This window comes from Bradyrhizobium embrapense, assembly GCF_001189235.2.
In the GTDB taxonomy this organism is placed as follows: Bacteria; Pseudomonadota; Alphaproteobacteria; order Rhizobiales; family Xanthobacteraceae; genus Bradyrhizobium; species Bradyrhizobium embrapense.
Map to the genome: position 1 here is coordinate 357590 of NZ_LFIP02000006.1, position 15666 is coordinate 373255.

Here is a 15666-nt window from a genome sequence, read left to right on the forward strand (position 1 = left end):
CCGCCATCGCGTCATCGAGGGAAATGGGATCGTGGCAACCACGATCCCATTAACGCTCTAAACTAGCCGATCACGCAGTCTTGACGCCGGCGACGATGCCGGCCGGCTCGTCGCTGAGCCAGCGATAGATCACGCCGCCGAGCGCACCGCCGATCAGAGGCGCGACCCAGAACATCCAGAGCTGCCCCAGCGCCCAGCCGCCGACGAACAGCGCCGGTCCGGTGCTGCGCGCCGGATTCACCGAGGTGTTGGTGACGGGAATGCTGACGAGATGGATCATGACAAGCGCAAGGCCGATCGCGAGCGGCGCGAAGCCGGCGGGCGCCTTGCCATGGGTGGATCCCATGATGATGAACAGGAACATCATGGTCATCACCACCTCGGTGATGAAGCATACCACCGTGCTGTAGTGACCCGGTGAGTGCGCGTCGTAGCCGTTGGAGGCGAAGCCCTTGGTGACATCGAAGCCGGGCGCGCCGCTGGCGATCACATAGAGCAGCCAGGCCGCGATGATCGCACCGGCGACCTGCGCGATGATGTAGGGCAGCACCTGGCCGCCGGGGAAACGCCCGCCGGCGGCGAGGCCGACTGTCACGGCCGGGTTGAGATGGCAACCCGAGATATGGCCGATCGCATAGGCCATGGTCACGACGCTGAGCCCAAACGCCAATGACACCCCGACGAGGCCGATCCCGACCTGCGGAAAGCCGGCCGCGATGACCGCGCTGCCGCAGCCCGCGAATGTGAGCCAGAACGTACCGATCAGTTCGGCCGCGTATTTCTTCATGTCCATGTGGCATCTCCCCTATTTCCAATGTCCGGGTTATCGAAAACTCCGGGAGCGGCCCCGATACCGGCGCCAAATCACCCAAATCAGGGCCGCACAAAGGCATTTTTGCCCCATTTCGTGGCTTTACTAGGCCCGAAAGTCACTCGACCGGTGGACATCTGCGCGTTTGTCTGATACATGCGCGCGCCTAGGGTTAAGAGGCAGGCCTTTTGCCGCCCCTTTAACCCCGCCAGAATTCCGAACCAATCAATTCAAAAGAGGATGCCGCGTGCAGGTTCTCGTCCGCGATAACAATGTCGACCAAGCCCTGAAGGCGCTGAAGAAGAAGATGCAGCGCGAGGGCATTTTCCGCGAGATGAAGCTCCGCGGTCACTACGAAAAGCCCTCTGAGAAGAAGGCCCGCGAAAAGGCCGAGGCCGTGCGCCGTGCGCGCAAGCTGGCGCGCAAGAAGCTGCAGCGTGAAGGCCTGCTGCCGATGAAGCCGAAGCCGGTGTTCGGCGCTGGTCCCGGTGGCGACCGCGGCGGCCGTCCGGGTGGTGCCGGCGCGGGTCGCGGACCGCGCTGAGCCGTTTTGCCGATCTGGAAGTCTAACAGCGCGGGCCATGGGCCCGCGTTGTTGTTTTGAAGCCAGCCGTGTTCCGGGGTACCCATGCAAAACGACCGGCAAGAGCATTTTGCATGATGGCCGTTCCGGCGCCCCACTCCCCGTTCCCAGAAGCTGCGCACCGCCGCCGTGCGGCGCACCTCGTCACCATGGCCATGATCCTCAGCCTGCCGCTCGGGGGGTGCTCCTTCGACTTGGGATCATGGGGCTCGAACGACAAGCCGAAACAGGCTGCCGCTGCCGACAAGCCCGCTACCGACACCATCACCCCACAGGACATCAACAGCGCCAAGGATCACGCCACCCGCGGCCAGGTGCTGGCGCATTCCGGCAAGCTCGACGAGGCGCAGGCGGAGTTCGAGCAAGCGCTGACCACCGACCCCTACAACATCCAGGCGCTGTACGGCCGTGGCCTGATCTATCAGGGCCGCGGACAGCATCAGCAGGCGATCGACGATTTCACCGCGGCGAGTGGGCTGTCGCCGCAGAAGGCCGAGCCGCTGATCGGCCGCGCCACCAGCTACCTCGCGCTCGACAAGGCCAAGCAGGCCGCGACCGACCTCGACGAGGCCGTGCAGGCCGATCCCGGTAATGTTGCGGCGTGGAGTGCGCGCGGCCAGGCCTATGAGCGGCTTGGCGACAAAGCCAAGGCGGCGGCGTCCTACAATCGCGCGCTCGCGCTGCGGCCGAATGACGGAAGCGCGCGCAGCGGGCTGGCGCGCACCGGCGGCTAAAGCGGGATGAAGTCAGGTTGAATCGGTTTGGCCTCGGGTCCAGTTCACCTCTCCCCATCGGGGAGAGGTCAATTTGCGTAGCAAATCGGGTGAGGGGCCGCAGCTCCAACGAGGGACCGTAACCCCTCACCCGGCGCTACGCGCCGACCTCTCCCAAGGGAGAGGTGGACTTCCGACGTCGTGCCAATTCAACCTAACCTCACCATGCTTTGAGCGCGGCGATGCCTCGGGTTACTTCGGCAGGACGGCGTGGAACATCGACTTCATGCCGGAGAACATGTCGTCGGTCACCGAGGTGTGCTCGTTTTTCGGCGCCGGCATGGCGGCATCGGCGCGCAGGTCGAGCGGGGCCTGCAACACCGGGACCGGGATGTCGGCCGGCGGCGTCAGCCGATTCGCATCCTGGGCAGTGGCAGCGTAGGGCGCACGCGGCTGCGAGGCTTGATCGGCACTGTCGGTGGACGGATTCGACACCATGATCGGCGGCGGCAACGGCCGGATCGCCGGGGCTGCCGCCGGACGCTGCTGGTCAGGCAGGCGGGCGAGATCGGTGCTGCGAGCGTCCTGCGGCCGTTCCTTGCGCAACCGTTCGATCGCGGCGCGCGCAAGATCGTTGGCGTCGTGGGCTTCCTCCGGCGTGACGGCGGACTCGACCGGCGCGGCGGCGGGCGCAGCCTTGGCGACCGCCTTCGCCGGATGATGGCGCGCGTCAGTCGGGATGCTGGCCGTATCGGCCGGCGCATCAGCCTTGCTGTCGGAAGATTTGGTGTCAGCAGACTTGGTGTCAGAGGATTTGGGATCGGCGGGCTTCTCGGTGACGGTGGCCTTCTCCGATGCCGACCGCTCGATCAGCGTGCGCTCGGACATGCCCTTGGCCTTCACGCCGGCTTCCGGGAGGCTGCTGACCACGGTGGACTTTTCGGCGGGCTTGGCGGGGGCTTTCGCATCTGGCTTGGGATCGACCGCAGCGGTCACGGCTGCCGTGACCGGCGCTTGCGGCTTGGCCACGATGTAGTGATTGACGATGTACGCCCCGATGATGGTCGCTGCCACCGAGGGTAAGATGTCCATCACGAATTTCTTCAGGTAACTCAGCATGACCTGCCACTCCCCACCCCGTTATCTCATGCTGGAACTTTGAGGCACATTCAGGGATCAACTGCGACGGATCGGTGGCAAACCCCCGTCCCGACGTCACCTTTGGTGTCACTTTGGTTTCAGCGGAGGCGCCCCCTGCGTAGGCCGCATCCGCCTTCTAGATCATCGTGCAGCCGTTAACGGGTTATGAATTTCCACAGCCGCGCGCACTCGGACCTGCCATTCGGCGCGCGCAGGGTTACTTGTGGGGGTCCTTGCGGGATTGTTGCGCCTCGTCAGGGCTTGAGTTCGACCTCGAGGAACACGATCTCGCTGGCCGTCTCGTTGAGCACGTCGTGTTGGACCCCGGCCTTGCGGAAATAGGACTTTCCGGCGCCGAGCTGGGCCCTGGAGCGCTCGCCGTTCGGCGCCACGATGGTCATCTCGCCGGCCGTGATCGGAACGATGACGTAGTCCATCTCATGGGTGTGCTGGCCGGTGGCGCTGCCCGGCGCGAGCCGCCATTCGGTCACGCGGACCTCCGCCGTATCCACCTGTACATCCGATTTGGCGCTGAGCATCGTCACTTTCTCCAAGCTTCTTGTTTGAGCGGATCATGCCCTACGGCACGAAAACCATGAACACGAACACTGCGAACACCACCATGTGAACGAGCCCGAACAGGATGTTGGTGCGGCCGGTTCCGAAGGTGAGCATGCTGACCATGAAGGTGAGCAGCAGGATCAGCATATGCTGGTTGCTGAGCCCGAGCACCAGCTGCTTGTCGAGCACCGAGGCGGCAACGGCGACCGCGGGAACCGTGAGCCCGATGGTCGCGATCGACGAGCCGAGCGCGAGGTTGATGCTCTTCTGCAGGTCGTTCTTGCGCGCCGCCGACACGGCGGCAACGCTCTCCGGCAGCAGGATCAGCGCCGCCACCACCAGGCCGGCAAAGGCCGGCGGTGCGCCGATCTTGACGGTGACGACATCGACCACCAGCGAGAACTTCTTGGCCAACAGCACCACCGCCAGCAGTGACACCAGCAGCAGGGCGACGCTGATCGCGGTCTCGCGGTCCGACATCACCTCGCCATGCGCCGCCGCATCGTTGGCGCCGCTGACGAAATAATCGCGGTGGCGGATGGTCTGGGTGTAGAGGAACACCGCGTAAAGCAGCAGGGTCACGACGCTGATCACGGCGAGCTGAGCCGTGGAATAGATCGGGCCCGGCGCGGTCAGCGTGAAATTCGGCATGTCCAGCGTGATGGTCGCGAGCACGAACAGCACGCTGAGGTAGAGGTTGGCGCCGGTGATCTGGAAATCCTGCTCGCGGTAGCGGATGCCGCCGATGAAGATGCAGAGCCCGACCAGGCCGTTGCAGACGATCATCACCACCGCAAACACGGTGTCGCGCGCCAGCGTCGGCGCCGGGGTGTCGCCCAGCATGATGGTCGAGATCAGCGCCACCTCGATGATCGTCACGGCCAGCGTCAGCAGCAGCGTACCGAACGGCTCGCCGATGCGCTCGGCAATCATCTCGGCATGGTGGACGGCCGCGAACACGGTACCGAACAGAATCACGAGCAGCACGGCCGCGAACACCCAGCCCCCGGCCGATGGTGCGAAGCTGTAGCCGCTGACCGAGACTGCGGCAAACAACAGCACCGCCAGAACGGGATACAGCCAGGCCGACCGTGGCATCGGTCCGTGTGCGCTCATTGTGGGGGTCCCCTCACGTCATTGGCCCCAATTATGCGACAGACAATCGCCGCCGTCAGCCTCTTGCGGCGTCGATAAACCGCCTTGCGGTATCCATCGCACCGAAATCGTCGAGATCGTCGTGCCCGCCACCGGGCAGGCGCACGAACTGCTTGGGCGCGCGGGCGAGGTCGAACAGCCGCTCGCCGAATCCGATCGGAATCATCGGATCGTTGCTGCCGTGGATGATCAGGAGCGGCGCCGTAACGCCGGCGATTCGCCGGTCGGAGTGGAATTGATCCCGCATCAGCAGGCTGACCGGCACATACCAGAAGTGCGCACCGGCAACATCGGCCGTCGAGGTATAGGGCGCCTCCAGGATCAGCCTGCCGACCGGATGTTCGGCGGCGAGCGCGACCGCAACGCCGGTGCCGAGGGAAAATCCCCAGGCCACGATCTGCTCGGCGCGGTAGCGCGCGGTGGTGAATGCGTAAGCGGCCTCGGCGTCCTGCAGCAGCCCCCGCTCGCTCGGAGACCCGCTCGAGCCGGCGTAGCCCCGGTAGGACAATGCGACCAGCCCGGTACCGTCGGCCGTGATGGCCTTGAAGCGCGCCACGCGGCCGGCCAGGAAATCGCCATTGCCGGGAAAGAACAACACCAACGGCCGGCCCGGCTTCGCCGGCACATGCCAGACGATGACCTTCTCGCCATCCGCCGTGGTCAGGACATGCTCCTCCGCTTCGGGAAGACCGGCCGCTGCAGGCGCCGTCCGCCCGACCTGCGGGATCGGAAACAGCAATTCGCGCTGCTTGACGTAGAGCACCGCGAGGCCGCCGAGATAGATGACGACCGCGGCGATCGCGAGCCATTTCGGGATTGCGAGTGCCAGCGCCATCCGCGATGCCGCAGTTATGTCTTGCCGCGGAGCTTCCGCCGCTTCTCGACCTCAGCCTTGATGCTGTCGGGGACCGGCCGGCAGGCGCACGCCGCCGCATGCGCGACGTGCCACCCGATGCGCTGCTCGCGCGTGGCTCGGGGCGGCATGCGATGGTGTCGATGCCACTCCCGGTTCAGGACCATCCGCGTCAGGCCATCGCCTTGACGATGTTCTCGGTGACCTTCTTGGCGTCGCCGAGCAACATCATGGTGTTGTCGCGGTAGAACAGCGGGTTGTCGATGCCGGCATAGCCCGAGGCCAGCGAGCGCTTGATGAACATCACGGTGCCGGCCTTCCAGACCTGCAGCACCGGCATGCCGTAGATCGGCGAGGTCTTGTCCTCTTCCGCCGCCGGGTTGGTGACGTCGTTGGCGCCGATCACGAAGGCGATGTCGGCCTGGGCGAACTCCGAGTTGATGTCCTCGAGCTCGAACACCTCGTCATAGGGCACGTTGGCTTCGGCCAGCAGCACGTTCATGTGGCCGGGCATGCGGCCCGCCACCGGGTGAATGGCGTACTTCACCTCGACGCCTTCCTTCTTCAAGAGATCAGCCATCTCGCGCAGCGCGTGCTGGGCCTGCGCCACCGCCATGCCGTAGCCGGGCACGATGATGACCTTGGAGGCGTTCTTCATGATGAAGGCGGCATCATCCGCCGAGCCGAGCTTGGCGGGCTTCTGCTCGCCCGAGCCGCCGCCGGCCGCCGCGGTCTCGCCGCCGAAACCGCCCAATATCACCGAGATGAACGAGCGGTTCATCGCGTGGCACATGATGTAGGACAGGATCGCGCCCGAGGAGCCGACCAGCGCGCCGGTGATGATCAGCGCCGAGTTGCCGAGCGTGAAGCCGATGCCGGCTGCGGCCCAGCCCGAGTAGGAGTTCAGCATCGAGATCACGACCGGCATGTCGGCGCCGCCGATCGGGATGATCATCAGGACGCCGAGCGCCAGCGCCAGGATCGTGATCATCCAAAAGTCGAACGCGCTGCCCGACAGCACGAGGCCGACGATGAAGAACACCAGCGCCAGCGCCAGCACGATGTTGATGACATGGCGGAACGGCAGGATGATCGGCGCCCCGCTCATCCGCGCCGACAGTTTCAGGAACGCGATCACCGAGCCGGTGAAGGTCAAGGCGCCGATCGCAACGCCGAGCGACATCTCGACCAGGCTCTGCGGATGGATGTTGCCGGGCGTGCCGATGTCGAAGGCTTCCGGCGCGTAGAACGCGCCGGCGGCGACCAGCACCGCGGCCATGCCGACCAACGAGTGGAACGCGGCGACGAGCTCGGGCATCGAGGTCATCGGCACCCGGCGCGCTATGACGGCGCCGATCGAGCCGCCGATCGCGATGCCGAGGATCACCAGCAGCCAGGCGACGCCGTCGGCCGGCGGATGGCTCGCCAGCGTGGTGCCGACCGCGATCGCCATGCCGATCATGCCGAACATGTTGCCCTGGCGCGACGACGCCGGGCTCGACAGGCCGCGCAGCGACAGGATGAACAGCACCCCCGCCACGAGGTACAACAGTGCAGAGAGATTGGCGCTCATCTCAGGTCCCCCCAAATTCTTGACTCACCCCGAGGTGGTTGCCGTTCACTTGGCTTTCTTCTTGTACATCGCCAGCATGCGCTGGGTGACCAGGAAGCCGCCGAAGATGTTCACGCAGGCGAAGATCAGCGCGATGAAGCCGAAGCCGCGGGCCCAGCCCGAGCCGCTCGAGACCATGCCGACGCCGACTGCGAGCAGCGCGCCGACCACGATCACCGACGAGATCGCGTTGGTCACGCTCATCAGCGGCGTGTGCAGCGCCGGGGTCACCGACCACACCACGAAATAGCCGACGAACACGGCGAGGACGAAAATCGACAGCCGGAACACGAAGGGATCAACGGCCTGCGCGAGATGCTCCATGGCTTCTCTCCTTACTTCGGCTGGAAGTTGGGATGGATGACGGCGCCGTCCTTGGTCAGCGCGGTGGCCTTCACCAGCTCGTCGTCCCAATTGACCGCGAGCGCCTTATTGGCCTTGTCGACCATCGTCTCGATGAACGAGAACAGATTGCGCGCATACAGGCTCGAGGCCGAGGCGGCGACACGGCCAGCGACATTGGTGTAGCCGACGATCTTGACGCCGTCGGTCTCGACCACCTCGCCCGCCTTTGCGCCCTCGACATTGCCGCCGCGCTCGACCGCGAGATCGACCAGTACCGAGCCGGGCTTCATCGACTTCACCATCTCGCCCGAGACGAGTTTTGGCGCCGGACGGCCCGGGATCAGCGCGGTGGTGATCACGATGTCCTGCTTCTTGATGTGCTCGGCGGTGAGCGCGGCCTGCTTGGCCTGGTACTCCTTGGACATTTCCTTGGCGTAGCCGCCGGCGGTCTGCGCGTTCTTGAACTCCTCGTCCTCGACGGCGAGGAATTTCGCACCGAGCGATTCCACCTGCTCCTTGGTGGCGGGCCGCACGTCGGTCGCGGTGACGATGGCACCCAGCCGCCGCGCCGTCGCGATCGCCTGCAGGCCGGCGACGCCGACGCCCATCACGAACACCTTCGCAGCCGGAACGGTGCCGGCGGCGGTCATCATCATCGGAAAGGCGCGGCCGAAGGCCTCGGCGCCCTCGATCACCGCACGGTAGCCGGCGAGGTTGGCCTGCGAGGACAGCACGTCCATCACCTGGGCGCGGGTGATGCGCGGCATCAATTCCATCGCGAAGGCGGAGACGCCGGCATCGGCCATCGCCTTCAGCGCGGCCTCGTTGCCGTAGGGGTCCATGATCGCGACGACCAGCGCGCCGCGCTTGTATTTGGAGAGCTCTGAAGCCTCGGGCCGCTTCACCTTGATGATGATGTCGGCGTCCTTGAGCGCATCGGCCGAGACGGTGGCGCCGGCTGCGGTGAGCTCCGAATCGGGCAGGCCCGATTTGACGCCCGCGCCGGGCTCGACGGCCACCTCGGCGCCGATCGCCTTGAACTTCTTGATCGTATCGGGCGAAACCGCAACCCGCGGCTCGGACGGATCGATTTCCTTGGCAACGGCAATCTTCATGGGCCCTCCGGCGGCGCAAGCGGCGCACGCGTCTTCAAACTAGCGTTATTTTCGCCAGATTTGATACCCGGTTTTTACATCCGGGTTCGACAGGAATTCCGGCATCGCCGCGGGACGGCGACGCCGCTAGCTGATCTCGAGGATCAGACCAGGAAATAGGCCATCAAGGCGAGGAGGATGGCGACGCTGATGGTGCCCCATTTGACCAGCATGAGAAACCCTTCATAGGTCTGCTCGTGCGCCACGTAATCGTTGCCGTCGGCGGTCGTATAGGCCACTTCGCTATGGTCTGCCATTGCTGTCCCCAGTCAGAAATTCGCGTTCTGCGAGCCATTACCGCAAACGGGTTGGCAGAGCAACGGCGTGGTCCCGATCGGGCGATTTGAAGCACAAATCGTCCTCGATCCAGACCCGAGCGGCGGCCACGGACGGAATAGTGCTCCCAAACGCGGGCTTCACAGAACGATCATACCGCCAGGCGCAAAAACGCCCCTGGCGCGGAAATCCGATGGGCCTCAGCCCATCGTCTCTAGCTCATCGATCATGCCGGCGATGACGGACAGGCCGCCGTCCCAGAATTTCGGGTCCTTGGCGTCGAGCCCGAACGGCCGCAGCAGCTCGGAATAATGCTTGGTACCGCCGGCAGCGAGCATGTCGAGATAGCGCTCGGCGAAACCCTCGGATGCGTGCTCGTAGACCGCGTAGAGCGAATTCACCAGGCAGTCACCGAATGCATAGGCGTAGACGTAGAACGGCGAATGGATGAAGTGCGGGATGTACATCCAGAACGTCTCGTAGCCCGGCTTGATCTCGATCGCTGGCCCGAGGCTCTCGCCCTGCACGCTGAGCCAGAGCTGGCCGATCCGCTCGGCGGTCAACTCGCCATTCTTGCGCTCGGTATGAACCGCCCGCTCGAATGAATAGAACGCGATCTGCCGCACCACGGTGTTGATCATGTCCTCGACCTTGCCCGCGAGCAGCGCCTGGCGCTGCTTGGCGTTCTTGGTCTGGGACAATAGCCGCTTGAAGGTCAGCATCTCGCCGAACACGCTCGCGGTTTCCGCCAGCGTCAGCGGCGTCGGCGCCATCAGCGCGCCGTTCTTCGCTGCCAGCACCTGATGCACGCCATGGCCGAGCTCGTGCGCCAGCGTCATCACGTCGCGCGGCTTGCCCTGATAGTTCATCAGCACATAGGGATGCGCCGACGGCGTGGTCGGATGCGAGAACGCGCCGGGCGCCTTGCCGGGACGGACCGGCGCGTCGATCCAGCGATCATCGAAGAAGCGCTCCGCGATCTCGGCCATCTTCGGCGAGAAGCCGTTATAGGCCGACAGCACCATGTTGCGCGCCTCCGGCCAGGCGATGGTACCGGTCGCCGCGAACGGCAGCGGCGCGTTGCGGTCCCAGTGCGGCAGCTTCTTCTTTTTGAACCAGCCGGCCTTCAGCGCATAGTAGCGGTGCGACAGCTTCGGATAGGCCGCGCGCACCGAGGCGACCAGCGCATCGACCACCTCGCGCTCGACACGGTTGTTGAGATGGCGGGAATCCGCGATATCCTGGAAGCCGCGCCAGCGGTCGGAGATTTCCTTGTCCTTGGCGAGCGTATTGGTGATCAGCGCGAAGGTGCGTTCATTGTCCTTGAAGGTCTTGGCGAGCGCCTGCGCCGCCGACTTGCGCTTGTCGCCGGCCTTGTCCTGCAACAGGTTCAGCGTCGGCTCGATCGCAAGCTCCTTGCCCATGACCTTGAAGCGCAGGCTGGAGATGGTCTGGTCGAACAGCCGGTTCCAGGCGGCGTAGCCGCTCTGCGCCTTTTCATGGAACAGCTGCTCGACGCGATCCTCGAGCTGGTACGGCTTGTCCTTGCGCAGATCCTCGATCCACGGCCGGTAATGGCCGAGCGCGGGTTCGGCCATCGCGCGCTCGATCACGTCATCGTCAACCCGGTTGAGCTCGAGCGAGAAGAACAGCAGATGCACCGAGGCGGCCGTCAGCCGTTCGGAGATGTCGCCGTAGAATTTCGAGATCGCCGGATCGACGCTGTCGCCGGCATGGACCAGGCCGGCAAAGGAGCCGAGACGGCCGGCCAGATCGTCGATCGCCTCATAGCGCCTGATCGCCTCGGCCAGCCACTTTCCGCCGCCTTCCTTGCCGGTATTTTCGGCAAGCTTGCCCTTGTAGTCGGTCTCAAACGCGACGCAATCTGCATCCATTTTCTGCAAATCGCGCGCAACTTCCGGCGCGTCGATACCGGAGTAGAGATCTGCCAGATTCCATTCCGGAAGCTTGCCGGTCTTGCCGGCTGCCGGTTTCACCGCCGGGCTGGCTGCGGCCGGCTTGCGTTGCGCGGCCGTCTTGCGCAGCGCGGCTTCCTTGCGGAGAGCGGACTTGCCGAGAGCGGACTTGCCGGGAGCGGACTTGCTGAGAGCGGACTTGGGGGACGCAGTTTTGGAGCGCGAGGTCATCTTGTTCGTAACCTTACTTCAGTCGGAAAGATGTCGGCGGCGGCGGAATGAAAGCGGGTTTGCAAGGTTTAAGAGTGCGTTAATCGGCATCGGCGACATTGCCCCGATTCGAGACAGATAAACGTAGCGTGCGGGGAAAACCATGGCTGCCACCATTTTGATCGCCGATGATGACGCCGTACAGCGTCGTTTGGTTGAAAACATGGTGCAGAAGTGCGGCTACGAGCCCCTCGTCGTGGACAGCGGCGACGCGGCGATAGCGGCCCTGACCGCATCCGAGACGCAGGCGATCGATGCCGTCGTGCTCGACCTCGTGATGCCGGGCCTCGACGGTCTCGGAGTCCTCGCAAAAATTCGTGAAGCTGGTTTGAACGTCCCGGTCATCGTGCAGACCGCGCATGGCGGCATCGACAATGTGGTGTCGGCGATGCGCGCCGGCGCCCAGGATTTCGTCGTCAAGCCGGTCGGCTTCGAGCGGCTGCAGGTGTCGCTGCGCAACGCCCTCAACGCGTCGGCGCTGAAGGGCGAATTGCAGCGCATCCGCCACAGCCGCGAGGGCCGGCTGACCTTCTCCGACATCATCACCCGCAGCGAGGCGATGGCCGGCGTGCTGCGCACGGCGCAGAAAGCCGCATCCTCGACCATCCCGGTGCTGATCGAGGGCGAATCCGGCGTCGGCAAGGAACTGTTCGCGCGCGCCATCCACGGCAGCAGCGAGCGCAAGGCCAAGCCGTTCGTCGCGGTGAACTGCGGCGCGATCCCGGACAATCTGGTCGAATCGATCCTGTTCGGCCATGAGAAGGGCGCCTTCACCGGCGCCACCGAGCGTCACCAGGGCAAGTTCGTCGAGGCCCATGGCGGCACGCTGTTCCTCGACGAGGTCGGCGAATTGCCGCTGGCTACGCAAGTGAAACTGCTGCGGGCGCTGCAGGAAGGCACCGTCGAGGCCGTCGGCGGCCGCAAGCCGGTCAAGGTCGATGTCCGGATCATCTCGGCGACCAACCGCAAGCTGCTCGACCTCGTGAAGGCCGGCCAGTTTCGCGAGGACCTGTTCTATCGCCTGCACGTGCTGCCGCTTACCATTCCGGCGCTGCGGCAACGGCGCGAAGATATCCCGCATCTGCTGCGGCATTTCCTGGCGCGATTCTGCGCCGAGGAGAACCGCAACATTACCGGCATCAGCGGCGATGCGATGGCGCATCTGGCGCAGCTCGATTGGCCGGGCAACATCCGCCAGCTCGAGAATACGGTCTATCGCGCCGTTGTCATGAGCGACGGCGACCAGCTCGGGCTCGCCGACTTCCCGCAAGGAACGACGCAGCCGGCGTCGGAGGGCAAATCGTTGCAGGGCGAGCCGCTGGTGGTGTCGCCGTCCACAGCCCCCGCCATGATCTCAGGTAATGAAATACCTTCAGCCTCTGCCTTGCCGACTGCGGGTGGCCTCTCGATGCTCACGGCAGCAGGCGAGGTGCGCCCGCTAGAAGATCTCGAGAACGAGATCATCCGGTTCGCGATTTCGCATTACCGCGGCCAGATGTCGGAGGTCGCGCGTCGTCTCAAGATCGGCCGCTCGACGCTCTACCGCAAGCTCGACGAAGCTGCGGCGGGCACCCGGACAAGCGAGGCTACCTAGCCCTGAGGCCGACAGGGCCATACCAGGGAACCTTTTGAACCGTGTCGTGGCGGTGACAGACAAAGGCTGTGCCGCGTGGCAAAAACGCACGGCCCGAGCGAAATCAGCCGCTTCGAGGTCAGTTTGTCGTGAGTTGCCCCGCATGGCGCTGGCTGCATAAGAGGGGCAAATGTATCGTCTGCGTCAATTGCGTGCAGGCGTACGAGTCGCTTGAGAGGCCGGCGCTTCCGCGCAAGCTATGAAACCGAATACCGATTTGAACTGTTCCAGAATCTTAAGGGGCAGTTCCACCCAGGGGGTGCGAAAATGCGTGACTGTTCGAACAACCGTCGAGGATTTGACCGCGTCCTGATGGCCGTCGCGGCGACCTTCCTCACGGTGTCCGCGAGCTCGGCCTTCGCGCAGGACACGCCCCGCTCCAATGCCTCGGAACTCGCGATCGATGCCGCGATCCCGCGCCCCGAACCGGCCAACGTGCCGCCGCCGACCGCAAGCGATTTCAAGGCCGACACCACCGCCGCGGTCCCCGATGCAGCCAAGCCGGCGGACGTGAAGCCCGCCGAGGTGCAGGCCACCGAAGCCAAGCCTGTGGATGCGAAGCCTGTCGATGCAAAGCCGGCCGATGTCGTCACCGCGCCGGCGACCAAGCCCGCAGATGCGCCGAAGACCGATACCGCGGTCGCGCCGGCCGCGGCCACACCCGCCCCTGCAACCGCAACGGCGCCCGCCGCAACTCTGGCTCCCGCAACGGCGGCGGCTCCGGCTGCTGAGCCCGCGAAGGCTGCCAGCAACGTTGCCGCCGAGGATCAGCCGGTCGCCGACAAGCTGCGCGAGCAGCTCGCCAGCAAGTCTCTTCGCACCTTCGATCGCAAGAATGAGCGCGCTGCGGCCGAGAAGTTCTACTCGGCCCGCGACTACGCACCGGTCTTCACCAAGGCCGGCAAGCTGAACGACACCGGCAAGGGCGTCATCGCCCGCCTGAAGGATGCGGCCGCCGACGGCCTCGATGCGTCAGACTATCCGGTGCCGGATTTCACTGCTGCGACGACGCCCGATGCGCTGGCCGACGCCGAGCTGAAGCTCGCCGCCAGCATGCTGGACTATGCTCGCCAGGCGCAGAGCGGCCGCATGCACTGGTCGCAGGTGTCGGCGGACATCCTCTATCCGGAGCACCCGATCGATCCGGCGGAAGTGTTCGCCAACGTGACCTCGGCCAAGGACGCCTCGGCCGCGCTCGACGGCTACAACCCGCCGCAGAAGCTTTACAAGGAGCTGAAGAAAAAGCTCGCCGAACTGCGCGGCCAGGGCGAGGGTCCGGTGATCACGATCGCCGACGGTCCCACGCTGAGATACGTCCCTGCACGGAAGAAGCAGGCCGCGGTCGAGATGGACGATCCGCGCGTGCCGGACCTGCGCAACAAGCTCGGCATCACCGAGGATACCGACAGCACCAAGTATGACGCGACGGTCGCGCGCGCAGTTGAGAAATTCCAGAGCAGCGTCGATCTAAAGCCGACCGGCGTGCTCGACGAACGCACGGTGAAGGCGCTGAACAACCCGAAGCGCGACCGCCAGATCGACACCGTGATCGTCAACATGGAGCGCTGGCGCTGGCTGCCGCGCCAGCTCGGCGCCGCCAGTGTCGGCAATGCCTATGTGATCCTCAACATTCCCGACTACACGCTGAAGGTGATGCAGAACGGCGCGCAGGTCTGGACCACGCGCGTCGTCACTGGCAAGCCCGGCCAGCACGCCACACCGCTTCTGACCGAGACGATGAAGTACATCACCGTCAATCCGACCTGGAACGTGCCGCCGTCGATCATCTACAACGAGTATCTGCCGGCCCTGCAGCAGGATCCGACGGTGCTGCAGCGCATGGGCCTGAAGCTCGAGCGCAACCGCGACGGCTCGATCCACATCTCGCAGCCGCCCGGCGAAGCCAACGCGCTCGGCCGCATCCGCTTCAATTTCCCGAACAAGTTCCTGGTCTATCAGCACGACACGCCGGACAAGTACCTGTTCGCCAAGGATGAGCGCGCCTTCAGCCACGGCTGCATGCGCGTGCAGAATCCGGATCAGTACGCGTCCGTGCTGCTCAACATCACCGAGCCGAACCAGCACTACACGCCGGAGCGGATCCGCAGCATGTACGGCTCGAGCGAAGTCGATCTGAAATTCCCGACGCCGATCCCGGTCAACATCACCTACCAGACCGCGTTCGTGGACGATGCCGGCAAATTGCAAATCCGCAGGGACATCTACGGCCGCGACGCCACCATGCTGTCGCTGCTCAGAAACGGCCGCGGCAAGGATCTTGAAGCCGTGGTGGCGCACGCCCAGCCGAGCTACGCGCGGCCGCCGAGCAGCAGCCTGCCCCCGGGCGTCAACGTTGCCGGTGACAACAGCGGCTTTGGCTCCTCCGGACCGAACTTCTTCGAGCGCCTGTTCGGTGGATTCGGCCAGCCGGAGCCGCAACCGGTCCGCCGCGGCCAGGCCCAGCAGCAGCGCCGGGTCATCACTCGCTAGACTGCCTCTCCGCCCGATTGCGATAAATATTGAAGTAAAATCAACGATCTCGCTCAAAAAGCGAGATCGTTTACGTTAACCATTTGCCATGGCGTCGGGGGAACAGGGCTATCTTTTGCCACACTCCCCCAGTTAGTTAAGCCCAACTTGGGGG

The 15666-nt window shown here is 64.8% G+C and carries 15 protein-coding genes; 5 read left to right on the plus strand and 10 right to left on the minus strand.

Annotation, left to right across the window (positions count from 1 at the left end; genetic code table 11):
- Positions 1-70: 70 nt before the first annotated feature.
- Positions 71-793, minus strand: a complete 723-nt coding sequence (aqpZ, locus tag AKN83_RS27150; RefSeq protein ID WP_050401740.1) for an aquaporin Z — start codon at positions 791-793, stop codon at positions 71-73.
- Between the two features lie 265 nt (positions 794-1058).
- On the opposite strand from aqpZ, the gene rpsU reads away from it, so the two are divergent.
- Both rpsU and AKN83_RS27160 read left to right on the plus strand, forming a co-directional pair.
- Positions 1059-1355: a 30S ribosomal protein S21 gene (rpsU, locus tag AKN83_RS27155; protein WP_021078544.1), complete on the plus strand. Its 297-nt coding sequence runs from the start codon at positions 1059-1061 to the stop codon at positions 1353-1355.
- Between the two features lie 113 nt (positions 1356-1468).
- A complete protein-coding gene (locus AKN83_RS27160) occupies positions 1469-2128 on the plus strand; it encodes a tetratricopeptide repeat protein (RefSeq protein ID WP_063695537.1) in 660 nt (219 codons plus the stop codon).
- Positions 2129-2359: 231 nt separating this feature from the next.
- Here AKN83_RS27160 and AKN83_RS27165 read toward each other — a convergent pair whose 3' ends face one another.
- From AKN83_RS27165 to AKN83_RS27205, 9 genes are all read right to left on the minus strand, one after another.
- Positions 2360-3226: a hypothetical protein gene (locus AKN83_RS27165; protein ID WP_050403067.1), complete on the minus strand. Its 867-nt coding sequence runs from the start codon at positions 3224-3226 to the stop codon at positions 2360-2362.
- 275 nt (positions 3227-3501) lie between these two features.
- A complete protein-coding gene (locus tag AKN83_RS27170) occupies positions 3502-3786 on the minus strand; it encodes a cupin domain-containing protein (protein WP_050403068.1) in 285 nt (94 codons plus the stop codon).
- A 40-nt stretch (positions 3787-3826) separates the two neighbouring features.
- Positions 3827-4924, minus strand: a complete 1098-nt coding sequence (locus AKN83_RS27175) for a calcium:cation antiporter (RefSeq protein WP_050403069.1) — start codon at positions 4922-4924, stop codon at positions 3827-3829.
- Positions 4925-4979: 55 nt separating this feature from the next.
- Entirely contained in the window at positions 4980-5798 is an 819-nt protein-coding gene (locus AKN83_RS27180) for an alpha/beta hydrolase (protein WP_050403070.1), read from the minus strand.
- Positions 5799-5988: 190 nt separating this feature from the next.
- Positions 5989-7389: an NAD(P)(+) transhydrogenase (Re/Si-specific) subunit beta gene (locus tag AKN83_RS27185; protein WP_050403071.1), complete on the minus strand. Its 1401-nt coding sequence runs from the start codon at positions 7387-7389 to the stop codon at positions 5989-5991.
- Positions 7390-7434: 45 nt separating this feature from the next.
- The gene (locus AKN83_RS27190) at positions 7435-7752 is read right to left on the minus strand and encodes a proton-translocating transhydrogenase family protein (RefSeq protein ID WP_050403072.1); all 318 of its coding nucleotides are present in this window, start codon (positions 7750-7752) and stop codon (positions 7435-7437) included.
- Positions 7753-7763: 11 nt separating this feature from the next.
- Positions 7764-8888 (minus strand): Re/Si-specific NAD(P)(+) transhydrogenase subunit alpha, encoded by a 1125-nt coding sequence (locus tag AKN83_RS27195; RefSeq protein ID WP_050403073.1) that lies wholly within the window; start codon positions 8886-8888, stop codon positions 7764-7766.
- A gap of 143 nt (positions 8889-9031) precedes the next feature.
- A complete protein-coding gene (locus AKN83_RS27200; RefSeq protein ID WP_021078552.1) occupies positions 9032-9184 on the minus strand; it encodes an aa3-type cytochrome c oxidase subunit IV in 153 nt (50 codons plus the stop codon).
- Between the two features lie 219 nt (positions 9185-9403).
- Positions 9404-11350: a M3 family oligoendopeptidase gene (locus tag AKN83_RS27205; protein WP_050403075.1), complete on the minus strand. Its 1947-nt coding sequence runs from the start codon at positions 11348-11350 to the stop codon at positions 9404-9406.
- Between AKN83_RS27205 and AKN83_RS42095 the strand changes: the two genes are divergently transcribed.
- From AKN83_RS42095 to AKN83_RS27215, 3 genes are all read left to right on the plus strand, one after another.
- Positions 11289-11471: a hypothetical protein gene (locus tag AKN83_RS42095; protein WP_430641578.1), complete on the plus strand. Its 183-nt coding sequence runs from the start codon at positions 11289-11291 to the stop codon at positions 11469-11471. The two genes, AKN83_RS27205 and AKN83_RS42095, sit on opposite strands and share 62 nt — an antisense overlap.
- Before the next feature lie 21 nt (positions 11472-11492).
- A complete protein-coding gene (locus tag AKN83_RS27210; RefSeq protein WP_050403076.1) occupies positions 11493-12983 on the plus strand; it encodes a sigma-54-dependent transcriptional regulator in 1491 nt (496 codons plus the stop codon).
- Between the two features lie 306 nt (positions 12984-13289).
- A complete protein-coding gene (locus tag AKN83_RS27215; protein WP_050403077.1) occupies positions 13290-15512 on the plus strand; it encodes a L,D-transpeptidase scaffold domain-containing protein in 2223 nt (740 codons plus the stop codon).
- Positions 15513-15666: the final 154 nt, after the last annotated feature.